We start from the raw sequence: 24,837 nt of genomic DNA, 5'->3' as shown, positions 1-24,837 counted from the left end.
CCAATGCAATGAAGACGCCCAAGCTTACATCACCGGACTGCGGTACCATGGCAACCAAGAGACATTCTTATCCCAGCATTCTTTCCAAGTTTTCCGACCTGACGGTGTTAGTTGTCGGCGACTTCATGCTTGACCGTTTTGTATATGGAGCGGTCAAGCGTGTTTCCCCAGAAGCTCCAATTCCCATTCTCAATTTCAATGGTGACGAGCTTATGCTGGGCGGAGCGGCAAACGTGGTATCGAACGTTGCTGCGCTAGGCGCGAAAGTGATACCTATCTCGGTAATTGGAGATGATGATGCCGGCACCCAACTTTGCACGCTCCTCAAGGCAGCAAACGTCGATCAAAGCCATCTGATTTCCAGCAACGGGCGAAGCACAACGCGTAAAACACGCTTCGTAGCGCAGCAACAGCTTTTCAGATTTGATGAGGAAGTGATCCAAGTCTTAAACGACGCGGATAGAAAAGCACTGGTGGCAGCCTTCTCCACGGCAATCACATCAGCCGACATCGTTGTTCTGTCAGATTACGGGAAGGGCGTTCTTTCCGATGGCGTCGCTGCATCTTTGATCGATGTGTGCAAAGCCGCTGCAATTCCAGTGATAGTCGATCCAAAGGGAGCCGATTACTCCATATACCGTGGAGCAACCGCGGTGACGCCGAACCGCCTCGAACTGCATGTTGCAACTGGCCTGCCCACTTCGTCCGATGAAGAAATCGTGGCTGCGGCGCGGCTTCTATGCCAGCAATGTTCATTTGACTTCGTCGTCGCAACACGCAGCGAGGAAGGTATGAGTATCGTGGACGCTGATACCTCGGTGCATGTACCGACTACGGCCCGAGAAGTATTCGATGTATCCGGTGCCGGCGATACCGTCATAGCAGCATTCTCTCTGGCGTTTGCGGCCGAAGGCGAGAGAGAAGTTGCAACAGAGATTGCAAACGTTGCAGCGGGAATTGTCGTTGGCAAACGTGGAACGGCGCAAACCAGCCGCGACGAACTTTTGAGCAACCTTACATTTGGTTGGCGAGATCATGCTCGCGAGGTGCTAGACGTGACTGCAGCTGCAAATCTATCCGCTGCTTGGAAGCATGAGGGGCTGAGGGTCGGCTTTACAAACGGTTGCTTCGACATACTGCACGTTGGGCACGCCTCCCAGCTGGCGGATGCCAGATCTCATTGTGACCGCCTCATTGTCGGGCTTAACACAGACGCCTCGGTCAAACGGAACAAAGGGCCGACCCGCCCTATCAATTCGGAGCTTGACCGTGCATCCATGCTGTTGGCCCTGAAGGCTGTGGATGCGGTTGTCCTTTTCGACGAAGACACTCCACTGAATGTAATACGTTCTGTTTTGCCCGATGTACTGGTGAAGGGCGGAGACTACACCGTAGATACCGTGGTTGGTGCCGATGTAGTCATCAGCAATGGCGGCCGCGTCCATATTTCCCCAACTGTAGGCGGTTACTCCACTACCGCGACACTTCGTAAAATGTCGTCTACTTCTCCCGAAAAAAGGAATGCCCAATGATCAAGCTGGACGACTATCTCAGCCAGTCGCTTGATGCTCTGAATGACTTGAAGGCTGCCCGACTCGATGAAAAAGCCGATCAAGCCGTCACCGCGATTGTGACTGCATTGCGCAATCAAAAACCACTGCTAGTTTGCGGTAACGGCGGCTCCGCTGCAGATGCCCAACACATTGCGGGCGAGCTCGTGGGCCGCTTCCTTAAAGAGCGTCGCGCCTACAATGTTATTGCGCTTAGCACCGACGCGGCAGTTTCGAGCGCTTGGAGCAATGACTATCAGTACGAAACCTTGCTTGCTCGACAAGTCCAAGCCTACGGTTCGCAAGGCGCTGTTCTACTTGCGATATCGACATCAGGAAACTCTCGAAATGTGGTGGCTGCAGCCGAGGCGGCACGTGCGATCGGTATGTCGGTTATCTCTATGACGGGACGAGGTGGAGGCACTCTGGCGTCACTGTCCGACGTTTTGCTAGATGTGCCTTCGACTTTCACACCAATGATCCAACAGGGCCATCTCAGCATATATCACTTCCTTTGTGGCGCGATCGAAAGCCGAATGGAGGAGTGACTTGAGCCGTGATTTCATCAATGATCCTAGGCAAGATGGGGCAGATAGAGGCCTATGGATTGAAATAGGAACGGATGCTGCGCGTTTCGCAAATCGCCCTGCTCTGTTTCTTGACAGGGACGGGGTCATAAACGTCGATTGCGGCTATCCTTCAAAACCATCAGATATAATAATCATTGAGGACATCATCCCTACAATACGGCTCGCGAATGAAGCAGGCTGGCCGGTGGTCGTGGTGACAAATCAATCTGGCATAGCGCGAGGTTACTTTACGTGGAGCGATTTCGCTGCGGTAACCGCCCACATTGATGCGGAGTTAGACCAACGCGGCGCTCGAATAGATGCTGTCCTCGCCTGCGGATACCATCAGGTTGGGCACGCCCCGTTGAATGTAGCAAATCATCCGATGCGGAAACCTCAATCAGGAATGTTCGTAGAGGCTCAGCGTAACTTCAAAATCAATCTTAAGCAGTCAATCATGATTGGCGACAAGATAACGGATTTCCAGGCAGCAAAAGCGGCGGGAATTGTTACATGCTATGAACCTGTGATGGGCCCTAGTGTTGCGTAAGTTAGCAACTTTCTGTTTTGGCGATAGGTTTGCGTATCTTCGCAAATAATTCAACTACCTTCAAAATCGACTTATCCAAGAAATAAAGCCTGTACCTATGCTATTGGGCTCTCCGCAGTCCCAATAGCCTGATGCGTCCCGTGTGATGACGGTCGGCAGCGCGACATATACTGACATGGACGCTACAAAGCAGGCTCAGAGAAGTAGCCACCCCGTGCTGCAGCCATCAGCGCCGCAATACAAAGAGCTATCTGAGGGGAGGCTGCCTGTATATAGCGATCGCTATCTATTCGTGCGCTGCCCTTGCCCTCTTCCCAAGCACATCCCAATCGTGATTGTGGACACAGTTCTTGTGCTAACTGAAGCGCACAACCCAAATTGGATGTGTAGAAGGGTACCCGTCCTGCCTCCGACGAGTCCTTGAAGAACCACTGTTCCGTCACTTTGGTTTCGCCCGTATGTCCGTCCACAACAGATTTAGTTCGCCTTACCCAACCGAGCAATATAGCGATCTGGCCGTCGAAAACCCTCGACCCTTGGGTTGCCGAGTTCAAATTTCTGATCACATCAACAACATTCATAGTCGACACCTTCTCGGCCTAACGTACGTCGGCACATCTATCCTGGCGGGGGCCCAACACCCAACACAACCCACCTCCCTATAATGGCGATGGACACTGGGGTCATTCAGATTTTCTACTGACACTACGCTGATATCACGCATTGAGTTGGCATTTACGCCACAGGTGGCTCCATGTCTTCCAAGAACGCTTAACTGCAGCAATACTGCTCCCACTCCAGCATCATCACTCGCCTCTGCTCCAACAAATCCGTTCGATGATATGCCGCCTCCACCGCATTCTTGATCGTATGTGCCAAGGCGCGTTCCGCCAAATCTCGTGCGTACCCATTCTCGGATGCCCAGTCGCGGAAGCTAGAGCGGAAGCCGTGGGCCGTAGCGAGGCGGCCGGGGGTATCGCTTTGGATCTTCTTGTCGCGAAGGAACTTGGTCAGCACCATATCGGTCATCGGCTTGCGTGAGCGAGAGAGGAAGACTAATCCCTCGCCCGTTTCAGATTTATCCAATTGCCGCTCCAAAATTTCGATCGCTCTTTGGCCAAGGGGCACGCGGTGCGTGACCTTACCCTTCATTCGCGCCGCCGGGATGGTCCAGATCGCGTGAGAGAAATCGATCTCTTCCCATTGCATTTCTCGCAGCTCGCCGGAGCGGCAAGCCGTCAGGATGAGCAGCTCCAGCATTTGCCGTGAGACAGCCTCACCTTCCATGAGCATCGAAAAGAACTTCGGGATTTCCCGCCAAGGCAGAGCTGGCTGGTGCTCTACCCTTTCGCGCTTGCCCGGTTGCTTCGGCAAGATCTTGTCGACGACACCCACAGGGCTGGCTAGTATGAAGCCGTTGGCCGCCGCCCAGTTCATCACGGCGTCGCAACGCTGTTTAATCCTTGCCGCAGTTTCAGCCTTTTTGAGCCAGATCGGCTTCAGGCATGCAGCAAAATCCGCAGGCGTCAGATCGTTGACCATCCGCTTGCCTATCTTTGGGAAGATGTACGTCTCCAGCGACGTCATCCACTGTTCGGTATGCTTGCTGTTACGAAAACCTTCAGCCTTGTCTGCGTGATGCCGCCTTGCAGCCTCTTCGAATGTGGGGACGGAAGCGAGCTTCTTTTTCTCGCGCTCTTGGACGCGGCGCTCCTCCAAGGGATCAATGCCCTTCTCGATCACGATCCGCAACTCAAACGCCTTCGTGCGAGCATCTCGGATCGAAACGATGGGATAGCTCCCTAATCCCATGTCTCTCCGCTTGCTGTTTTCGGGAGACTTGAAGCGGAAGATCCATTTTCCGGTGCCGACAGTCTTTGCTGGATAGAGATACAATCCGGCGATCGTCCCATCTGAAACAGGCTTATCATCGGGTTTCAGTTTTCGTGCTTTCGCATCGCTCAGGGCCAAAATCATTCTCCAGTATTCGGATCGTGATTGGTCTCTAGCCCATCATCCAGCCCATCACAAGATGATGGGCTGGATGATATTCAGTGTGATTCCATGTACCCATTTCTTCATACCAAGATCGTATTTTATCCTTATTATACAATGCCATATGGCGACACATCCAAGAACATGGAAAATCAAATATAGCAGTCACCTTGTCTGCCATTTTTACAAGTCAAACTCCTTCTTCGAGACGAGTTTGTGTGGTCGGTGTGTGATAGATGTCTGAGTGGCTGAGATGTCTTTTTCAGGAAAATCGATGATAAAGTCACTGTCACGCGTAGCTGCAATGGTTTGATTGGTGCTTGCTGAGTGAGCGTTTGCGTGAGGTTTGCGAAGTCTTGCATTTGCGCGGTATCTGCGCTCAATCCGTTTTCGACTTGAATATGAGTTTTCACAGGCCAGTGAGGCCGACGGTTATGGGATTGCATGTACCTGGCGGCGACAGGGCGTCCGTTTCAACAGATTGTATGGATTTCTGAAGAGAAATGGTGCCCGGAGGCGGATTTGAACCACCGACACGCGGATTTTCAATCCGCTGCTCTACCAACTGAGCTATCCGGGCATCCTAGGCTTATGTGAAGCCTGCCGGTCGTTTGGGACCGTCCGGAGCATGTAATCCCCGGGAGCGAGCGGGGTTATAACATCTTGTTCGGCCATGTCCAGCACCCCAAACGACTTTTTTGACAGGTTTGCGAAAATTCCGAATTTCCCTGCAGAATCAGTCGGAAAAGGGTGGCGTGTGGAGGTCGGAGGCCGCTGCTGCTGTGGATAATTGCCAAATCCTGCCGGGATGGCACGGTCTGCAGGGAGTGTATCTCCCGAAAGTGGCCGCTGGTTTTGGGGGATGGGTACGCAAACAAGACGTCAAAGCGTCGTGATCGCGTCCGAATGGCGGCGATGCGTTTCGTCGTCCGCAGGGCAAGCTTCTGCCGGTCTTGGAAAGGCGGATCACGCGATAGCGGCAGGTGCTGAAGTCAGTCGGCGATCGAAGGCGAAAAGGCTCAGGAAGAACAGACGCCGCTGTCGGGGGGGCAGGGGCGCGGATGGCATAGGTAGACGTTGAGGGCAAGCAATGCAGCAGACGTTCCTGGCCTTAACTACGAGCGATTATTCGCGACCCTCCAGATCATCATCCGCCTTGCGCTCGTCGTCGGCCACTGGAATGGCGTAGGAGCCTTTCAGCCAGCGCGACAGGTCGAGCGTGCGACAGCGTTCGGAGCAGAAGGGATAGTCTTCGCGCGAGGAGGGCTTGCCGCATTCCGGGCAGGGCCGGGCTTTCCTGAGCGGCTCGACCTTGCCGCCCGTCTTGATCGGTTCGGATGTCATGGGAGCAACTCCTTTTCGTCAAATCATTTGAGCAACGCGGGCAGAACGGCTGTCGCGCCTGTAAAGCCTGAAATCAGGCTTCGGGCCAGCCCTGTGCCACATCGAACCCTTCGCCGGAAAGCAGCGTCGTCACATCGTAGAGCGGGAGCCCGACAACGTTAGTGTAGGAGCCGGAAAGCTTCTGCACGAATGCGCCGGCAATGCCCTGAATGGCATAGGCGCCTGCCTTGCCGCGCCATTGGCCCGATGCGATGTAATTGTCGATCTCGCGGGTCGAAAGCCGCTTGAAGCGCACCTTCGTCTCGACCACCTTCTGGCGGAACTGTCCGCCGGGCGTGACCAGGCAGATGCCGGTATAGACCCAGTGGCCGCGGCCGGACAGAAGATGCAGCGCGGAAAACGCTTCTTCCGTATATTCGGTCTTTTCGAGGATGCGGCGGCCGACGGCAACGACCGTATCGGCCGACAGTATATAGCTGTGCCGCCAGGTCGGGTCGTCCTTGATCGCGCGATAGGCGGCCTCGGCCTTTTCGCTCGACAGCCGACGTGCGAGCGAGCGGGGATGCTCGGCACGCTTCGGCGTCTCATCGATATCCATCGGCATCAGCCGGGCAGGCTCTATGCCGATCTGGTTGAGAAGATCCAGGCGGCGCGGCGAACCCGATGCCAATATCAGCTTTTGCTCAAGCGCCATTTCAGGCCTTATCCCGCCGAAAAACTTACTTGAAGCGATAGGTAATACGGCCCTTGGTCAGGTCGTAAGGGGTCATTTCGACCAGAACCTTGTCGCCGGCGAGAACGCGGATACGGTTCTTGCGCATGCGGCCGGCCGTGTGGGCGATGATTTCGTGTTCGTTTTCGAGCTTCACCCGAAACGTCGCATTCGGCAACAGTTCCGTGACAACGCCCGGAAATTCAAGGACTTCTTCTTTAGCCATTTTATCGGTTTTCTTTCTGTCTAAGGTCGGGCAGGCAGGAATCTTCGTCCGCCGCCTCGAAATTTGCGCGGAAACTACACAATCGCGTCCGGTTTGTGAACCACGCCTAATCGCTATTCTTTTACATGCACAATTTCGCCGTTCAGCCGCTTGCCGGCGGCGCGCGCCTGATGGGTTTCATTCGCTTGTCGATCAGCTTCCAAAGATGGTCCCGCACCTGGCGATAGGCATCCAGTCGCTGCTCGCGCGTTCCCGTCACCACCGTCGGATCCATGGTCGGCCAGTAGACCACATCCACGGCATGCGAACGGGTCAGTTCCAGCGCCGTATGATGCGCTTCCGGCGCAAGCGTGACGATCAGATCGAAGAAGTCGTCTTCGATCTCCTCCAGCGTGCGCGGCCTGTGCGGGCGCTTGTGGTTGAGCGAAAGCCCCACTTCTTCCAGCACGACATCGACAAAGGGATCAGGCTCACCGGAACGGACGCCGGCAGACTGTATATATATATCGGGTTGCAGGAGGCTTTTCGCAATGGCTTCGGCCATCGGCGAGCGGATCGAATTCTGCCCGCACATGAACAGGATCGCCGTCGGAATGCCGATTTCCTGTTTCCGGTTCGGTGCGTCGGCGGTCATCTCAGCCACGCCAGTAGAGAACGCAGACGAGCGTGAACAGCCGGCGTGCTGTATCGAAATCGACGCCGATCTTGCCGTCCAGCCGGTCCATCAGTGTTTGCGAACCTTCGTTGTGAATGCCGCGGCGGCCCATGTCGATCGCCTCGATCCGCGATGGCGTGGCGGTCTTGATCGCCTCGTAATAGCTCTCGCAGACCATGAAATAGTCCTTGATGATCCGGCGGAACGGCGTCAGCGACAGGATGTGGGTGGCGACATCCTGATCCGCTTCGGTCGTGATCGTCAGCACCAGCCGCGCATTGACCAGTGAAAGCCGCAGCTTGTACGGCCCGCCCGCATGACCGAGCGGGGTGAACGAGTTTTCCTCGACCAGATCGAAGATCGCGACCGCGCGCTCATGTTCCACGTCGGGGGTGGAACGCCCGATCGAGTCGTCCAGAACGACATCGCAAAGACGAAACTCCCCCTGGCCCATCCGTCAATCTCCGGGGTTGAGGCGAATGGAGACGGAACGGGCATGCCCGTCCAGCCCTTCGGATTTGGCGAGCGTGATCGCCGCTGGCGCAAGCTGCCTGAGCTGTTCTGCGCCCAGACGCAGGATCGACGACCGCTTGACGAAATCGAGCACGCCGAGGCCGGACGAGAAGCGCGCCGAACGCGCCGTCGGCAGAACATGGTTCGATCCGCCGACATAATCGCCGATCACTTCCGGCGTATGGCGGCCGATGAAGATCGCGCCTGCATTGACGATACCGGGCATCAGCGCATCCGGATCGGCAACCGCAAGCTCCAGATGTTCGGCGGCGATGCGATTTGCGAGCGGCAGCGCGCTTTCGAAATTCTCGACGAGGATGACGGCGCCGAAATCGCGCCAGCTGGCGGTGGCGATGTCCGTGCGCGACAGTGTCTTCAGCTGCCGTTCGACGGCGGCTTCCACCGCTTTGCCGAAATCGGCGTCGTCGGTCATCAGGATCGACTGGGCGCCGGCATCGTGCTCGGCCTGGGCGAGAAGATCTGCGGCGATCCAGTCCGGATCGTTATTCTTATCCGCGATCACCAGAACTTCCGAAGGGCCGGCGATCATGTCGATGCCAACCGTGCCGAAAACCTGGCGCTTGGCGGCGGCCACATAGGCATTGCCGGGGCCGACGATTTTTGCGACCGGCGCGATCGTATCGGTGCCATAGGCAAGGGCGGCCACTGCCTGAGCGCCGCCGACGCGGTAGATTTCGGTAACGCCGGCGATCCGGGCTGCAGCCAGAACCGCGGGATTGATCTTGCCGCCGCCGGCGGGCACGACCATCACGAGGCGCGGGACGCCTGCAACCTTGGCCGGCACGGCATTCATCAGCACCGAGCTCGGATAGCTTGCCGTACCGCCCGGCACGTAGAGACCGACCGCCTCGATCGCCGTCCAGCGCGAACCGAGACCGACGCCGATCGCATCCTCGTAGATGTCGTCCTTCGGCATCTGGCGGGCGTGGTGTTTTTCGATACGCTCGGCTGCGAGCTTCAGCGCATCGATGACGGCGGCATCCGTTTGAGCAATCGCAGCATCAACTTCAGCCTCCGAGATGCGGATACCGTCCTTCGCCAGATCAACGCCGTCGAAACGGGCGGAATAATCGATAAGTGCCGCATCACCACGGGCGCGTACGTCATCGATGATGGCCTTGACCACGGCATTGACGTCTTCCGAGACCTCGCGTTTGGTCGACAGAAACGCCTTGAACTGCGCTTCGAAATCGTCGGATGTCTGTTCAAGCCAGAGTGCCACGCGGGTCGTCCTTCTTATGTCCTGCCATCATCGGGCCGGACACACCCACATTGGTCAGGGATGGCGCGGCCTTGTTGGGGTTTCCCACGCGCCGCCGATATCCGCAAGTGCGACTTCGATGCATTCGACATCCAATTCGATCGCGGCATTGCCGGAAAGCACCAGTTCGACCGTGCCGTCGGGACCTTCGCCTTTCTGGGTAAAGCGGATTGCCAGAAGCGACATCACGTCCTCCTTGCGGGCGCGGTTGATGCCGTTGGAGCGTACGGCCTCGACACGCTTGAGGACGAGAGCAGCGCGATGGCGCTCGAAACCCTTGCGCTTGCCTTCGGCGGCAGCCCAGTCGAACCGGTTCGCGGCAAGCGAAAACGCCTTCTCCGATGCGGACCAGTGCAAATCGCCCACTTTGAAAACCGCATCCTGCATATGGGCGGATATCACATCCAGATCATCCGTATCGAGAGCCAGAAGTTTCAGCTCGGTCATGCGCTTTTTCCATGATTGCATCGCCCGGACTTACAATATTCCGGGCGGCCGTTGTTCCATAATAAGGAGATAGGATGAACGCTTGCGGTAAACAACCGCGCTTGTCCATGTCTCGCGCGAGAATGATGCAAGACGACGACATTTCGCTTGGTGGAGTGGAGCGATGTTCTACGGAACTGCTCGGAGAGCCTGGATACCACCCTCCTTGTGTCGACTTGACATTTGTCGGCGCGAATAATCTGAGTATATGCAACTATAAGTAAAATGACGATACCCTTTGGGAGGAGGGGAAAATGTCAATGCTATATGTCGTTACGCTCTACAGTGATGCAGGCGCAGATCTGAACTCTTCTCAGCAGGCGCTGCCGATTTATCGCTTTGCAATCGAAAGTGCCGATCGCGGCGACGCAATTGCGCGTAGCTGCATGTCTGCTCTGCGCCGGCAACATACTGGCCTCGAGTTTTCTCACGACATCCGCGCGATCGTTCTTGTGACGCCGCAGACCGAGATTTTCGAGGTTGTTTCGGAGGTGCTGGAGATCGATGAATGCTAAAGTCTGCCGGACAAAAACATTCGATGAGGCAGAAATCTAAAGTGCGAGGATCGCGACAGGCTCTAATCGTGGAGACTACACGTCGGTCCATCATCTCTCTGTTGAGCGAGACCGAGCCTTGAGGGGCTTTGTGTGTCAGGCCAAATCCGCAACCTGTTCACGCCCGGATGGCCGCAATGCCCTGTTGGTCTTGACGATCGTGTGGATGAGCGCATCGTCATCGCGAATGCCTAGCTGATAGAACCGGATCGTCATGGCTGCTAGCCGTTCGGCTGCAGGATCATGACGCGACATGCAGGCGATATAGCGCGCCGTCTCGAAAATGGTCTGAAGCCGTTCGAGTTCTTCGGGCTCGATCGGCTCGTATGCTGCCGGCATTTTGGAACTTCCCATCCCTTGCTTCGCCCCAATGATTGTTTTTTAGGTAAGTCTAATAAGTATGCTTTTCCCCCCGATAGGAAAGCGAGAAACAAATATGGTGTTAGCAGAAAGTAAACATCGGCTCTGAGCACAATCTTGTTCGAAGGGCGGATGATCTCTTATAGCTGTGTGGCACGTGTGTGCATCCCATGGTTGGGTGGCAGGATAGATGAAGCAGGATTTCTTCGAACGTGAAGCGACGATCGTTGCTGCGGAATTGATCGGTGTGGAACTCGATGTCGCGGGATCTGGCGGTATTATTGTGGAGACGGAGGCCTATCTGCCCGATGACCCCGCCTCGCACAGTTTTCGCGGCCGAAGCGACCGTAATGGAAGCATGTTCGGTCCGGCCGGTAATGCCTATGTATATCGATCCTACGGTATTCATTGGTGCCTGAATTTCGTCTGCAGGCCCGGTAGTGCAGTTCTCATTCGCGCCGTCCAGCCGCTTTATGGTCTTGCGGCAATGCAGGTGCGCCGTCGCCTGGACGATCCTCTGCTGCTGTGTTCAGGCCCGGGTCGGCTCTGTCAGGCGCTTGGGATAACCATTGATCATGACGGAAAATCCCTGTTCGCACATCCGTTCGATCTGAGGGTTCCGAGCGAGCCGGCACGCGTTGTGACCGGCCCGCGGATCGGGATTTCGAGGGCGGTCGACAATCCATGGCGCTTCGGACTTGAGGGCTCGGCTTATCTCAGCAAGCGCTTTCCCGGCTGACGGGTTTAGCGACGGCCGAGCAGACTGAGCAATCCGCCGGTCGCAAGTCCGAGCAGTACGCTGCCTGCTGCCAGAAGCAGGGCATAGGACATGATGTTGTCCGACAACCAGTTTGCGGTGATCAGCCTTGCATTGCTGAAGCTAAGATCCTGCGTTGGCATGAAGCGGAACCAGCTGACTGGAACGCTTCCCATCACGTCTGTCTCGCCGCTGTAGATTGCGATGCGCCCGCTCATCTTTTCCCACGCCTCGCGGCTGGAAATTTCTCGCATGCCCTCGTCTAGCTGGGCGCTGTCCGGCGCAAGCACCGCCGTCCAGGTCCCTTGACCCGTCGGGTCGCTTTCCTGCGCAACCAGAAGATGGGCGGATTTCGGTGGTTTGTAGAGCTGGTCGGTAGGCGGCGCAAAACGCAAGGCGGAAAGCGACAGATCGTAATTGTCCTTGGCCCACTGGCTCAACTCTTCGAACTGGCGGCTGAAGAAGTTGCCATCGGCGCGCTGCTGCCAGTCCTGCAGGCTGATACTGGAGGGCGTAACCGTCTGCGGAGCGATATCGGGGCTCCAGCTGTTGCGGCTGTCCTGGTCGATTTTCAGCTGGGACAGGACGTTGAGCGGCATCTCGGAGATACCGCCGACAAAGATCGCGTTGCGCTCGGCCATCCGTGCTGCCGAGATTGTCACGTTGAGCGGTATAACCCGATGTGATGCGTTGGATATCTTGCCGGCGAAGGTTGCTGCGGCCGAAAGCGTATGTTCATCGATTCGGCCGAGGAACAGAGATACCGGGTCCTGTCCGAGGAAATACGGAAAGCCGATACCTGCAGTCGCGGCGACATTGGGAACCTGGGCGATCCGGGCAAAATCCGGCATGTGGAATTGCGAAGTACCAAATATCGCAAAACGCGGTTTTTCCTCGCTGCTCGCGCCTGGGGCGCAGGATCCATCAGAAGCAGTCCGCAGTGCGGCTTCGACAGTGATCGTGTTGACGCCGGGCCGGAAGTGTCGAAGCGTCAGCTTGATCGGAAGATGCCGCAGGATCGCACCGCCCGCAGATGTGATCGGAACGGTGGAGGCGATGTTTCCGTTGACGAAGATGTCTAGATGGCTGCCCGGCAGAACGTCAGGCGTGTACGCCGCATCCAGCAGGATACGAGCCTCACCATAGGCATTTGCGTAGAAATCCGCGGGAACGCCGATCGTAAAGCTGGTTCTGAAGAGGCGGCCGGTAAATTCCTGGCTGTTGACCCCAAGGGCGGAGAAGTCGAGTACCTTGTCGGAGAACAACAGCGGCGTATCCATGCCGCGCCAGCTTTCAGTCGAAAGCGTTTCGCGCCGTTGCGTCGAGCGGTTGTCGAGCGACGCGACGAAACTTTCGACAAGTCCGTCGATGGAAGACCAGGTTGGACCGGACAATACGAGCGAGGAAACGCCCTTGCTCCGCGGATAATCGACGAAGCTTGCCGCCGCCGAGTTGCTGTTAGAAGCGGAAAGTCCTGGAAGAACGGTCCTGAGTTCATCGGTCGTGCCGATGAAGACGGCAACTTCGCCGGGCTGGATGTCACCATCCGCCTGCCTGCTGAAGGTGAACGACTGGTTGGGCATGCCGGCGATGAGTGCAAGCGCCTGGCTCAGCCGCATCAGTGTGTCGGTGGCGCCGAGCTGATCGAGGGCTGGAGCAATGATGCGGAAGCGGGTATTGCCCTTGCCGTCCACGCCGATCGCCCTCAGGTCGTCCAGAGTGCCTAGGCGCCGGTCGTTGGTGCCGTCGAAGGACAGGTAAGTTTTGGATGGATCGATATCGGTCCATAATTCATAGGTGGATTCGATCGTGCAGTCGGTGCGATGGCGTTGGCTGGTACCGAAACGGACCATGTTGCCACCCGCCTTCAGCAATCCGGCCGGGATCTCGAAGGCCCGTTCGGCAGGCTGTTCGGCCGAGGCAATCGTCTCTGCGGCAACGACCACGTCATTGATCGTGATTGTCAGTTTCGATGTTTCTGGCGCGACAAAGATCGAGTTCTGATAGGCAAGATGCAGTTTTGCTGCGCGTCCTGCCTGATCGGCCGTCAGGTAGACGGACCACGATCGCTGTTCGATTTCTCCATTCAGCCGCATGTCCGTAAACGGAAGAATATAACGGCGTGCCTGATCGGCCGAGCCGGCTGCGGACACCGTCTGTGCAGGGGCCGCAGATTGTGCGGGTGACGGCGGCTGGGCGCTCCACTGCGCGGGTGCCGTCTGTTGTGCGGGCGGAGTGGCAGGCCTTGCGATCGGCGGCGTAATGGCGGGCGATGGAGCCTGGCTTGTTGGTGCCGGCTGGCCAGGAGCAATCGGCACGGGATTGACGGGCACAGGCGTCGGTGCGGGCGGCGGCGTCTCCTGAATGCCGCGATCGCGACGCTCCGAACCCATGTCAAAAGGCGTTGCGCCCTGTTGGGCGCAAACCGGAGTGGCGGCGCAGGCAACGAGGGCAAGGACAATGAGCTTGTTCATGTCGATCTCCTAGCCTTTCTCTGCGCTGCGGGACTTTCCGAGGTCACGCATCAGGTAACCAAGGCCGCGGCTCGTCTGATAGACGGACAGCCACAGGAACCACAACGTGCCGCGGAAGAGGCCCGGATTGTTCCGGCGAGCGGTCTGGAACTGGGTCCATTGGGCGGAATTGGCGAACATCAGGTCGGCGATCAATCGGTGATCGAGAGCCTTTTGCGGCACGTAACGGCAGCCCACGGAGGTGACGTCGCCGGTGCGGTCGAAGTTACGGATTTCGACCGGCAATTCGCTGACCGGAAGGTCGCTGAATGGCTGGAAGCGGATATGCCCGATCGTATCTTTGGCAATGCCCGTCGCGCCTTCCGTATAGACCTCGAGCTGAGCCCCGTGCACCGAGACATTGTTGATCGTCGCCGTATACCACTTTCCGTCGATGCCGAATTCGCACCGCCGGCTGATCTTGACGCGACGTGACGCCTGGCGTTCGCCGCGTTCGGAAACGACGCCGAGCGCGCAGCCGGCAATGATGATGTTGAGCATGTTCCAGCCGGCGACGACGAGTGTCACGTCCGCCTTGAACGGCTCGTTATAAAGCTTGTAGACGCTCATAGCGAAGGCGACGATCAGGATGAAGAAGATCACGAAGAACGGCCGGCTGACTTCCGAAAGGCGGCTCACCGAAACGGATTCATCCTTCGCCGTGACCTTGAAAGTCGGCTTGCGCGGGTTGAGCATGACCGAGATGACGGCCGGCAACAGATGCACCGTCTGCACATATTCGTAGAGTTCGGAAATCCATGGCCAGCGGAACGATCCGTAGAGATAGTTCTGCATCATCATGTTCACCGCCATATAGGTCAGCGAATAGACGAGGAATTCGCCGCCGGACGAGGTGAAGATTTCCAGATCGAAGAAGATGTAGAACAGCGGCGCGAACAGGAAGATCGTCCGCGGGAAGGGAAACAGCCAGAACAGCGTCGACGACATGTAGCAGAGACGCTGCGCCAGCGAGAGGCCGCGTTTGAGCGGCGGAAAACGGAAGCGCAGGATCTGCATCATGCCCTGAGCCCAGCGCGAGCGCTGGCCGATGAAGCTGGCGAATGTCGCCGGCTGCAGCCCGGCAATCAGCGGGCGGTCGACATAGATGCTGTTCCAGCCGAGGCCGTGCAGGTCGAGCGCCGTTTCGCAATCCTCGGTGATGCTGACGCCCGAAAAGCCATTTGATACTTCCAGCGCCTTGCGGTTCAAGACCGCAGCCGAGCCGCAGAAGAAGGCCGCATTCCATTTGTCGAGCCCGCGCTGGATGATGCCGTAGAACATCTCGTTCTCGCTCGGCATCTTTTCAAATGTTTGGAGGTTGCGTTCGACTGGGTCCGGGTTGAGGAAGAAGTGCGGCGTCTGGACGAGGAAGAGTTTCGGATCGCTCTCGAAATAATGCACCGTTTCCAGAAGGAAGTCGCGCGTCGGCGCATGGTCGGCGTCGAAGACCGCGATAAGATCGCCGGTCGAATGGGCAAGCCCGTTATTGAGATTGCCGGCCTTGGCATGCTCGTTGCGCTCGCGGGTGAGGTAATTCACCCCCATTTCTACGCAGAGCCGCTTCAGCTTTTCGTGGCGGGCTTCGGCCGCACGGGCGTCGGCAACATTACTCGCCTTGCGCTTCTGCACAGTGCCGCCATCGTCGAGCAGCCAGACGGTCAGCTTTTCCGGCGGATAATCCATGTTGCGGGCAGCGGCCAGAGTATTGGCAAGAAGCTGTTCGTCCTCGTTGTAGCTTGGCACAAAGACATCGACGGTCGGCAGGTTTTCGTCGCTGCTCGATCTGCTGCTTGGCCGCGCCGGCGGCAGCGGCATGGCAACGACGAACAGGCTGAGCGACAGCATCAGCACGCTGTACATTTCTGCCAGATAGACAAGCATGCCGGGAATGAAGTTTTCCAGCTGGTTGACCGGCGGCAGCGTGCTTGTCGTGCGCCAGTAGACATAACGCAGCACCATCCCTGTACCGAAGGCAAGCGCCACCAGTCGCCATTTTCCGCCGACATCCAGAAGCTTGATGATCGCCATGACCGTGACGATCAGGATGCTTGCGATCAGCTGCGTGCGCGTATTGATCGGCAAGGTCACCAGAAGGATGATCATCACCGTGGCGACGGCCCAGATAACGGCTGAATATAGTGTCCTCATGGCGGACTACCTCGATGAGAGCCGAAGACGGACAACAGGATCAGCGGCAGACAACGTCTGCTCCGTCGGTTGCCATGGAGCAGGATGGAGACGGAACTGCCACCCTTTGGGTTGCCGGTACCGTCGCGCCGTTTGGCGTCGTCGTTGCGGCATAACCATCGGAGGATCGTCCGGTGGCAGAAGAATAGCCGTTGCCGAAAGGCGAAGGTACGCGGGGACCACGCGGCTCAAGCTGCGGCGGTGCGACCGGCGCCGCCACAGGCTGAGCGACCGGCTGGACACGACGGACCTGAACTCGCGGCGCATAGGACGTCGTCTGCCGCTGCGGCAGCGTCTGGACCATCGGCTCGGATGACGCCGGGCGCGGATAGATCGGAGCGCCGGTGGTGCCGACGGCGGAGTTGAACTCGCGATTTGCACCGTAAGGGTTCCAGCCGAGTGCATCAACCGATGCGTTGATCGTAAAGTTATACATGACCGAAAGGAGCTTTGCTTCGGTGGCATTCGCCTCGCAGGTTCGCAGGCGGATCTGGATCACGCCGTAGTTGGCGAATGGCGTGCCCTGGTCGCGGGTGCGGATTTGTTGCCAGGCATAAAGGCACAGATCGGAGCCTCTGCCGCGCCCGAAAGCATATCCGAATGGACCATAGGCGTTCTGCACATAGAACTGTGATTTCGCCATCGCCACACGCGGCAGGGACTGGCGCATTTCAGATGAGATGCGTCCTTCGGTGATCGACGACATGCCCAGACTGTTATCGGCCTGGCTGTAGGCGCTCTCTGTGCCAAAGAGCTGGACCTTCAGCATGTTCTGTCCGGGTGTGGATGCGTTGGTCGCCAGATGGATGTCCTGGCTGATGGCATTGTTGAAACGTCGTTCGATAATGTTGACGACCGCGGGTCCCCCTGGCGGTGGCATGACTATGGCCTGTTCCGGCGGAACGCTCTTTATGAAGGCTTCGGATTGGATCGGCTTTCCTGCGCATCCGGTGAGGCTGAGCGCTGCAAATCCTATGGAGGCCGTGATAGCAGCACGGCGACCGCTCCATCCCGGCTGCAAAGTCATAAAGTGTCCGTCCGTCATCAAAATCCAGTCCTGGGGCAGACACGCATTACTCATTGCCCGCTTTCTGCGAGGGTCACCGGGCAGCCATTTGTGGAATGCCTGCCGGTTCGAGTCACTTTTGTGTATTCATGATTTCTTATTTACTTACGAAATCTAAATTGTTCGTTAACTATATGCCCTCATTCTTTAACCAATTGCTGTCAGATGTGGGCTTGTGTGCACGGGCCGAAATGATTTGGATGGACAGGGACCGGGGTGCAAATGCGGTTTTCGCTGATCTCTTTAGCTGCTTTCGGCATGGCCGCAGCGGCATTGATCGCTTACAAACAGGCGTCTGACGTCGATTTCAACGAGATCACCGGTTCGTTGACTGCTGCTGATTCGTTTTTCGCAGGCACAGACGTGAACCGCACGAACCGATTGCAGTCGCAATCTCCGACCGTGGCGCCAGCCGATAAGCGCGCCGGACGCCCGCCACTGGTAATTGCACAATCACAGCAGACTGCCCCGGCTTCGGAGCCGAGTGCGCAGATTTCGCAGCAGTTCCCGAAGCAGTCTCAGACGCAGCCGCCAGCACAAGCGCAGTCGAGGCCGGGCACTCAGCCGTCAGCCTCGGCTCCGCAGGTCGATGAAAGCGCGCTCCGCTATTTTGCCGCCCGAGGCGATACAGCCCGTCTACAGGCCGAAATCTCCCGTCTTCGAGCACTCTATCCCAACTGGACACCTCCGGCCGATCCGCTGGCCGCACGACCGACGACAGATCCGCAGTTGGACAACATGTGGCAGCTCTACGCACAGGCGCGCTATGCCGATGTGCGCAAGGCAATCTCCGATCGCCAGGCCGCCGAGCCGAGCTGGCAGCCGCCTACCGATCTTCTGGATAGGTTGAAGCTTGCCGAGGCGCGCACCCGGCTGACGGCGGCATCCGATGCCAAGACCTATGACGAGGTTATTCGGATTGCAGCGGAAAACCCGACGCTTCTGACCTGCAGCGAAGTCGATGTCTTGTGGCGTCTTGCCGAAGCCTTTGCCGATACCGACCGCAAGCCGCGGGCGCGTGATGCCTATCTGTACGTGCTCAGCAATTGCGACAATCCTTCGGAGCGGATGGCCACGGTCCAGAAGGCGAGCGAATTGCTGGCGCCGGACATGATCGAGGAACTGCTGTCGAAGGAACGAACCGGCGCGGACGGGCAGCCCGAATTCGAAAGCCTGCGTGATGATCTGGCCCGCCGTCTGGTGGGCGACGGCAATACCGATCCCAAGCTCGTCGTCGCTGACAAATATCTGACGCGGCTGGAACGGCTGGCCGAAAAGGATGAACTGGCGTCCGATGCGCTTCTGCTCGGCTGGTATTATTATCGCCGAGACAATCTCGGCGGCGCCGAGCGTTGGTTCCGCAAGGCCTTCACCAAGGAAGAGACCGCCTCTGCAGCTGAGGGCCTGGCTCTCACCCTGACACGCCAGAATTCTCCGCTCGAAGCCGAAAACGTGCTCTACAAATGGCGTGACACGTCGCCCGGCTCCAAGGCCGCCTATATGGCCGCCGTCGCCAACCTTCTCGCCATCGATCCTCCGCCGATCTTGCAGGAGGAAGTGCTGTCGCGCATGGCGCCTGTCGTCATCGAAGCGAAGGATGCAGCCGCGGCCCAGCAGTTCGGATGGTATGCGCGTTACATGCGCCAGCCGACAACGGCGGCTCAATGGTTTGCCGCAGCCCTCACATGGAAGCCGGATGACGAACCTTCCGCCTATGGTCTGGTCCTGAGCCGTAACGATCTCGGCGACAGGGCCGGTGTCGCGGCGATCCAGCGCACCTGGGCCGGCAGGTCCGACCGCATCGCCAATCTCGGCGAGGACGATCGTCGTCGTTTGCAGGGGCAGGATTATCTCTCGCAGCTCACGCCGCCGCAGCAACAGCAGACGCAACCCTATCTTGCGCAGCAGATGCAGCAATATCCGGTGGAGCAGCAACTACAGCCGCCGCCGCGCCAGCAGGCTTACTACCAGCAGCCCTCAAACCAGCAGCCTTATGCCGCTCAGCCTGAACCGGTCACTCAGGCTTACCGGCCTGTGCCCGTCGAAAGGCCCGCACCGCGTGTGTCACGCGCCACACCTGCCCGCAGTGCTCCAGTCAACAGGGGGTGCGCCTCTACCGTCGACCCTCGCCAACTTTCGCCGGATCAGGCTCTCGCCCGCGGCTGGTGCCTGATGGATCTCAACCGGCCGCTCGAAGCAGCGCAGGCATTCGATGTCGCGACCATGGCTTCCTCTCAGGCCGCCCGTTCCGATGCCGCTTACGGCAAGAGCCTCGCTTATCTGCGTGTCGGCCTGACTGACAAGGCGGCTGCCGCCGCAACGATCGCACCGCAGAACAATACCCGCGCCGTCGAACTGCAGGCATCCATCCTTGCCGACAGGGCCGTCAATTCGTTCAAGTCGGCCCGCTACCGGGAGACGCTGATCGCGCTCGATCAGCGGGCGCAGATCGTGCCCGAACAGACCGATCTGATGAGCCTGCGCGGATACGCCCTGCTCAACATCGGCAGGCAGGCGGAAGCGCTGCGTATCTTCCAGGCCTTGGCCGATCTCGGCAACAAGGATGGCCTGAGAGCGATTGCCGATCTTACAACCAAGAACAATTGAGCCGATGAAACCTCTGCTTGCAGTCTTTGCCGGACGGTGTTCCGATACCGTGGTTTCAATGGTCGTTTTGTAGCAAAACGGCCGATATCTACTGTCCATTAACCTTCGGGCAAGGAATTAACCATACAAATTGGACTATACGGCAAATGGGACGACTGCGGTCTGCTCACCAAGGCATGAAGCCGCCAAGGCCGTACCGGTTTGAATCCGGTATCCGCTCAAGAAAAGTCAGGAAAACTGCGGTGACCGCGTTCGCACGGCACGGGATCATGTCCTGTGTGCCAAGGCATTCATTGTCCATCTCCAGTCCCTGACCCGCATGGCTTCTCTCACGCCGAATTCTCGGTTTGTGTGGTTTTTGGGGACGACTTTTGGTGCAGGACACGCCAAGCGAACAGGTTCGACGTCGCCAGGCAGGCAGCCTTGGCGAGAGACTGGCATTCGCCGGTCTCGACGGCGATCTGTGCGATCTGCTCCGCCGGTGTCGCCCACAGCTCGAAGGCCATCTGAAGAACGGTCTGCGCGATCTCTTTCAACGCTTGCAGTCCTCTCCCGAAGCCTCCAGCCATTTCGAAACCGAACAGCAGGTCGACCGTCTCAACGATCTTCAGGCGTCCCACTGGGCGGTGCTGACCGACGCTCGCTTCGATGCGCTTTATGCAGATCGCGTCAAGGTTCTGTCGGATACTGAAAGCCGCATGGGTCTCGACCCGCGCTGGCATATCGCCGGCCATTCGGTGATGCTCGAACATCTGGTACTCGGCGCTGTCGAGGATTTTGCGCCGCGCTCCTTCCTTCCCGGTGCCCGCCGGCGCGAACAGGAACTGCGCGATCTCATCGCCGCCATCCTGCGCCTGGTCATGGTCGATGTCGAAATCGCCGTCTCGCTCCGTTTCAATGAACAGAGACAGAAGCACCAGCGCGCCCTTGCCGACCAGCGCTCCGCCGATCAGGCCGAAGCGGTCGACACCTTTGCCGCCGTCATTGGCGCGCTCGCCGAGCGTGATCTGACAGCCGCCCTGCCGAATGACGTGCCGGAAGCCTATCGTGAACTGGCCGAACTTCTGTCAAGCGCGATCGGCGGCATGCGCAACTCGGTCGGCGTGATCGACAATGCCGGAATGCAGGCGATCGGTCTGACGGATGCCATGGCACGCAACGCCTCGACATTCGCGGCCGCTTCGGAAGAGCAGGCGCGCCGGGCACAATCAGTGCATAACGACCTTTATCAGCTTTCCGCACTCGTCAAGGAAAGCGTTGCCGGAACGTCGGCTGCCGAAAGCGCTGCCGTTGCGACACGCCGTTCCGTCGAAGAAAGCGGTGAGATCGTTGGCCGCGCAATCAGCGCCATGACCGATATCGAGAATTCGGCCGAAAAGATCGGCGAGATCATCGGTGTCATCGACGAGATCGCCTTCCAGACCAATCTTCTCGCGCTCAATGCCGGCATCGAAGCGGCGCGCGCCGGCGATAGCGGCCGCGGTTTTGCCGTCGTCGCACAAGAGGTGAGGGCGCTTGCCCAGCGTTCCGCCGATGCGGCCCGCGAAATCAAGACACTGGTCACCGGTACCAAATCGCAGGTCGGGGCTGGTGTCGACATGGTTCATCGCACCCAGGCGGCGATCGGCGGCATCGTCCAGCAGGTCGGCGAGATCAATGATGCGATCACCGGCGTCGCCCGCCGCACGGTCGAACAGGCCGACGGGCTGAACCGCGTCACCTCGGAGATCGGCTCGCTCAGCCACGAGATCAGTGCAAATGCGAGCTTCGCACGCAATACCGGTGAAAGCGCCGATGAGCTGCACACCGTCATTCTCGAACTGGGCCGCACGGTGCGCGAATTCCGCATTGCCCGCCAGCAGGGTTTCGAGCGCGACGTCCAGAATACCCACGATGGCAGGCGCCCGGCAGTTCAGCCGGTTGGCGCATTGTCCGACCGATATCAGGCATTGGCTGAGGCCGAGGCACAACCCTTTTACAAACGGCAAGGAATACGCTGATGGCAGCAAAGAAGGCCGCATCCGGAAAACTGGCTCTCTCGGCCGTTCTCGACCTCAATGAAGCATCGGTCCTGCACGGTAAGCTCATGTCCATGCGGGGCAAGGATATCGTGATCGATGCCTCTGCGGTGGAGCGTGTCGGCGTGCAATGCGCCCAGGTTCTGGTTGCCGGTGCCACAGCATGGCAGGCCGACAAGAAGTCATTCCTCGTCGAGAAGGCATCGGATGCCTTTGAAAAGACGATGGCGCTGATTGGAATCAGCGAAACCCAGTTAATTGCTAAGGAGATCTAGCAATGAAGAAAAAAGTACTGACCGTGGATGATTCACGGACGATCCGGAACATGCTTCTGGTCACCCTCAACAATGCCGGTTTCGAAACGATCCAGGCAGAGGACGGCGTCGAGGGCCTTGAGGTTCTCGAAGGCTGCGAGCCGGATGTCATCGTTACCGACATCAACATGCCGCGCCTCGATGGCTTCGGTTTCATCGAAGGCGTGCGCCGCAACGAGAAATACCGCGCCATCCCGATCCTGGTTTTGACCACGGAAAGCGATGCCGAAAAGAAGAACCGTGCGCGCCAGGCCGGCGCGACCGGCTGGATCGTCAAGCCCTTCGATCCGGCAAAACTCATTGATGCGATCGAGCGTGTAACCGCCTGAACCGGGAATTCTTCCGATGGATATGAACGAAATCAAAGAGATCTTTTTTCAGGAATGCGAAGAGCAGCTCGCTGAACTGGAATCCGGTCTTCTCAAGCTGAACGATGGGGATCGCGATCCCGAGACGGTCAACGCCGTTTTCCGCGCCGTTCATTCCATCAAGGGTGGTGCCGGTGCATTCGGTCTGGAAGAGCTCGTGGCCTTTGCCCACGTCTTCGAGACCACGCTGGACTGCGTGCGCTCCAACAAGCTGGAGCCGAACCAGGATGTCCTGAAGGTCATGCTCAAGTCGGCCGACGTGCTCGCCGACCTCGTGACCTGCTCGCGTGATGGCGGCAGCGTCGAGGAAAGCCGTACGCGTGGACTGGTGAAGGAACTGGAGGCTCTGGCCAACGGCGAAGCTCTGCCGGCCGCCGAGGCACCGAAGGCTGCAAAGCCCGTTGCTGCTGCTCCTGCAAAGCCGACTGACGACAGCGGTTTCCAGCCGATCCCCTTCACCTTCGACGGTTTCGGCGAAGAAGAGAAAGTGGTCGAACAGTTCACCTACGAAGTCACCTTCAAGCCGACGCGTGAACTCTATTCCAAGGGCAACGAAGCGGCGCTTCTGCTGCGCGATCTTTCCCGCTTCGGCGAGATGGGCATTGCCTGCGATATGGATCAGCTTCCCGCGCTGGAAAACATGGATCCGGAAGCATCCTATTTCGGCTGGAAGATCTCCATCACCACGCCGAAGTCCGAGGAAGAAGTCCGTGCGGTCTTCGAATTCGCCGAGTGGGATTGTGAGCTGGAGGTCAAGCCGGCCGAAGTGTCGGAAGGCGAGCAGCTACCGATGATCCCGGTGCCTTTCGATCTCTCTGCACTGGACGACGAGCCGGCCGAGCCGACCCCGCAGACCGAGACCGCTGCGACGGAAGAAGCTTCTGCGAGCGTCGTCAAGGCCGTCAATGCTGCCGTCGAAAAGAAGGAAAGCGCTGCCGCCGCAGCCGCCGCGGCTGCTGCTGCCACCCAGAACAACGCCGCAGCCGCCGCATCTTCGGCCGGCCAGACGATCCGCGTCGATCTCGATCGCGTTGACCGCCTGATCAACCTCGTTGGCGAGCTCGTCATCAACCAGGCGATGCTCTCGCAGAGCGTTATCGAGAACGACAATAACGGCGTGTCCTCGATCAACATGGGTCTGGAAGAGCTGCAGCAGCTCACCCGCGAAATCCAGGACTCGGTCATGGCGATCCGCGCGCAGCCGGTCAAGCCGGTCTTCCAGCGCATGTCGCGTATCGTCCGCGAAGTGGCCGACATGGTCGGCAAGCAGATCCGCCTCGTCACCGAAGGCGAAAACACCGAAGTCGACAAGACGGTCATCGACAAGATCGCCGAGCCGCTCACCCACATGATCCGCAATGCCGTCGACCACGGCATCGAAAGCCCGGAAAAGCGAGAAGCCGCCGGCAAGGATCCGGAAGGCACGATCAAGCTTTCCGCAAAGCATCGTTCGGGTCGCATCCTCATCGAACTGCAGGACGATGGCGGCGGTATCAACCGCGAGCGCGTCAAGCAGAAGGCGATCGACAACGATCTCATCAGCCCCGATGCAAACCTTTCGGATGAAGAAATCGACAACCTGATCTTCGCGCCGGGCTTCTCCACCGCCGACAAGATCTCCGACATCTCCGGCCGCGGCGTCGGCATGGACGTCGTCAAGCGTTCGATCCAGGCACTTGGTGGTCGCATCTCGATCTCCTCGCGCCCGGGCCTCGGTTCGACCTTCACCATGAGCCTGCCGCTGACACTCGCCGTCCTCGACGGCATGGTCGTCACCGTTGCCGGCCAGACGCTGGTCGTGCCGCTGACGGCGATCGTTGAAACGCTCCAGCCGGAAGCCTCTGCCATTCACTCCTTTGGCGCGAACCAGCGGCTCATCTCGATCCGCAACTCGTTCTGCCCGCTGGTCGATGTTGGTCGCATCCTCAACTTCCGCACCAACCAGGCCAATCCAGTCGATGGCGTCGCGCTTCTGGTCGAATCCGAAGGCGGTGGCCAGCGCGCCCTGATGGTCGATGCGATCCAGGGCCAGCGCCAGGTCGTCATCAAGTCGCTCGAGGCGAACTACACCCACGTTCCGGGTATCGCCGCCGCAACCATCCTCGGCGATGGACGCGTGGCGCTCATCCTCGACGTCGATGCGGTCGTCGGTGCTTCTCGCGGTCAGTCGCTGAAGCCTGAAATGTCGCTCGCAGCAGCAGGATAACCTGG

At 58.5% G+C, this 24,837-nt stretch carries 22 protein-coding genes and 1 tRNA gene; 10 read left to right on the top strand and 13 right to left on the bottom strand.

Annotated elements, in window-relative coordinates; all coding sequences use genetic code 11:
- Positions 1–47 precede the first annotated feature (47 nt).
- From rfaE1 to GGE33_RS12015, 3 genes are read left to right on the top strand one after another with little or no spacing between them, the layout of a single operon-like run.
- On the top strand, positions 48–1,532 hold the full coding sequence (gene rfaE1 / locus GGE33_RS12025) for a D-glycero-beta-D-manno-heptose-7-phosphate kinase (protein ID WP_183823362.1): 1,485 nt from the start codon (positions 48–50) through the stop codon (positions 1,530–1,532).
- Positions 1,529–2,098 (top strand): D-sedoheptulose-7-phosphate isomerase, encoded by a 570-nt coding sequence (locus GGE33_RS12020; RefSeq protein WP_183823360.1) that lies wholly within the window; start codon positions 1,529–1,531, stop codon positions 2,096–2,098. The genes rfaE1 and GGE33_RS12020 overlap by 4 nt, the downstream gene beginning before the upstream one ends.
- Position 2,099: 1 nt before the next feature.
- Positions 2,100–2,669, top strand: coding sequence for a D-glycero-alpha-D-manno-heptose-1,7-bisphosphate 7-phosphatase (locus GGE33_RS12015; protein WP_183823358.1), 570 nt, complete (start codon positions 2,100–2,102; stop codon positions 2,667–2,669).
- Positions 2,670–3,440: 771 nt separating this feature from the next.
- Here GGE33_RS12015 and GGE33_RS12010 read toward each other — a convergent pair.
- From GGE33_RS12010 to GGE33_RS11970, 9 genes are all read right to left on the bottom strand, one after another.
- On the bottom strand, positions 3,441–4,646 hold the full coding sequence (locus GGE33_RS12010; protein WP_183823356.1) for a tyrosine-type recombinase/integrase: 1,206 nt from the start codon (positions 4,644–4,646) through the stop codon (positions 3,441–3,443).
- A 522-nt stretch (positions 4,647–5,168) separates the two neighbouring features.
- Positions 5,169–5,244: transfer RNA gene (locus GGE33_RS12005), tRNA-Phe, on the bottom strand.
- A gap of 545 nt (positions 5,245–5,789) precedes the next feature.
- Positions 5,790–6,008 (bottom strand): DNA gyrase inhibitor YacG, encoded by a 219-nt coding sequence (yacG, locus tag GGE33_RS12000; protein ID WP_183823354.1) that lies wholly within the window; start codon positions 6,006–6,008, stop codon positions 5,790–5,792.
- A gap of 73 nt (positions 6,009–6,081) precedes the next feature.
- Entirely contained in the window at positions 6,082–6,702 is a 621-nt protein-coding gene (locus GGE33_RS11995) for a Maf-like protein (RefSeq protein ID WP_183823352.1), read from the bottom strand.
- 25 nt (positions 6,703–6,727) lie between these two features.
- Positions 6,728–6,946 carry a translation initiation factor IF-1 gene (gene infA / locus GGE33_RS11990; protein ID WP_004435948.1) on the bottom strand — a complete coding sequence of 73 codons (219 nt, stop codon included), beginning with the start codon at positions 6,944–6,946 and terminating at the stop codon, positions 6,728–6,730.
- Between the two features lie 142 nt (positions 6,947–7,088).
- A complete protein-coding gene (locus GGE33_RS11985; RefSeq protein WP_246435966.1) occupies positions 7,089–7,580 on the bottom strand; it encodes an arsenate-mycothiol transferase ArsC in 492 nt (163 codons plus the stop codon).
- 1 nt (position 7,581) lies between these two features.
- On the bottom strand, positions 7,582–8,055 hold the full coding sequence (locus GGE33_RS11980) for a UPF0262 family protein (protein WP_183823350.1): 474 nt from the start codon (positions 8,053–8,055) through the stop codon (positions 7,582–7,584).
- A gap of 3 nt (positions 8,056–8,058) precedes the next feature.
- A complete protein-coding gene (hisD, locus tag GGE33_RS11975) occupies positions 8,059–9,357 on the bottom strand; it encodes a histidinol dehydrogenase (protein WP_183823348.1) in 1,299 nt (432 codons plus the stop codon).
- Positions 9,358–9,411: 54 nt separating this feature from the next.
- Complete coding sequence (locus GGE33_RS11970) at positions 9,412–9,843, bottom strand: DUF2948 family protein (RefSeq protein WP_148144422.1); 432 nt, start codon at positions 9,841–9,843, stop codon at positions 9,412–9,414.
- 293 nt (positions 9,844–10,136) lie between these two features.
- Between GGE33_RS11970 and GGE33_RS11965 the strand changes: the two genes are divergently transcribed.
- On the top strand, positions 10,137–10,397 hold the full coding sequence (locus GGE33_RS11965) for a hypothetical protein (RefSeq protein ID WP_183823346.1): 261 nt from the start codon (positions 10,137–10,139) through the stop codon (positions 10,395–10,397).
- A gap of 135 nt (positions 10,398–10,532) precedes the next feature.
- Here the strand turns inward: GGE33_RS11965 and GGE33_RS11960 are convergent, their stop codons facing one another.
- On the bottom strand, positions 10,533–10,775 hold the full coding sequence (locus GGE33_RS11960; protein WP_183823343.1) for a hypothetical protein: 243 nt from the start codon (positions 10,773–10,775) through the stop codon (positions 10,533–10,535).
- Positions 10,776–10,986: 211 nt separating this feature from the next.
- Here GGE33_RS11960 and GGE33_RS11955 point away from each other — a divergent pair, with 211 nt between their 5' ends.
- Entirely contained in the window at positions 10,987–11,535 is a 549-nt protein-coding gene (locus GGE33_RS11955; protein WP_183823341.1) for a DNA-3-methyladenine glycosylase, read from the top strand.
- A 5-nt stretch (positions 11,536–11,540) separates the two neighbouring features.
- Here the strand turns inward: GGE33_RS11955 and GGE33_RS11950 are convergent, their stop codons facing one another.
- From GGE33_RS11950 to bcsN, 3 genes are read right to left on the bottom strand one after another with little or no spacing between them, the layout of a single operon-like run.
- Complete coding sequence (locus tag GGE33_RS11950) at positions 11,541–14,027, bottom strand: cellulose biosynthesis cyclic di-GMP-binding regulatory protein BcsB (protein WP_183823339.1); 2,487 nt, start codon at positions 14,025–14,027, stop codon at positions 11,541–11,543.
- Positions 14,028–14,036: 9 nt separating this feature from the next.
- Complete coding sequence (gene bcsA, locus GGE33_RS11945) at positions 14,037–16,214, bottom strand: UDP-forming cellulose synthase catalytic subunit (protein ID WP_183823337.1); 2,178 nt, start codon at positions 16,212–16,214, stop codon at positions 14,037–14,039.
- Between the two features lie 40 nt (positions 16,215–16,254).
- The gene (bcsN, locus tag GGE33_RS11940) at positions 16,255–17,280 is read right to left on the bottom strand and encodes a cellulose biosynthesis protein BcsN (RefSeq protein ID WP_183823335.1); all 1,026 of its coding nucleotides are present in this window, start codon (positions 17,278–17,280) and stop codon (positions 16,255–16,257) included.
- Positions 17,281–17,541: 261 nt separating this feature from the next.
- Between bcsN and GGE33_RS11935 the strand changes: the two genes are divergently transcribed.
- From GGE33_RS11935 to GGE33_RS11915, 5 genes are all read left to right on the top strand, one after another.
- A complete protein-coding gene (locus tag GGE33_RS11935) occupies positions 17,542–19,926 on the top strand; it encodes a cellulose synthase (protein WP_183823333.1) in 2,385 nt (794 codons plus the stop codon).
- Between the two features lie 371 nt (positions 19,927–20,297).
- Entirely contained in the window at positions 20,298–21,926 is a 1,629-nt protein-coding gene (locus tag GGE33_RS11930; protein WP_183823331.1) for a globin-coupled sensor protein, read from the top strand.
- Positions 21,926–22,219: an STAS domain-containing protein gene (locus tag GGE33_RS11925; RefSeq protein ID WP_148144413.1), complete on the top strand. Its 294-nt coding sequence runs from the start codon at positions 21,926–21,928 to the stop codon at positions 22,217–22,219. The genes GGE33_RS11930 and GGE33_RS11925 overlap by 1 nt, the downstream gene beginning before the upstream one ends.
- Before the next feature lie 2 nt (positions 22,220–22,221).
- Complete coding sequence (cheY1, locus tag GGE33_RS11920) at positions 22,222–22,587, top strand: chemotaxis response regulator CheY1 (protein ID WP_119938787.1); 366 nt, start codon at positions 22,222–22,224, stop codon at positions 22,585–22,587.
- A 16-nt stretch (positions 22,588–22,603) separates the two neighbouring features.
- On the top strand, positions 22,604–24,832 hold the full coding sequence (locus tag GGE33_RS11915; RefSeq protein WP_183823329.1) for a chemotaxis protein CheA: 2,229 nt from the start codon (positions 22,604–22,606) through the stop codon (positions 24,830–24,832).
- The last annotated feature ends 5 nt before the right edge of the window (positions 24,833–24,837 follow it).

Source organism: Aliirhizobium cellulosilyticum (genome assembly GCF_014198105.1).
Lineage (GTDB): Bacteria > Pseudomonadota > Alphaproteobacteria > Rhizobiales > Rhizobiaceae > Neorhizobium > Neorhizobium cellulosilyticum.
This window is presented reverse-complemented; position numbering and strand designations above follow the sequence as displayed.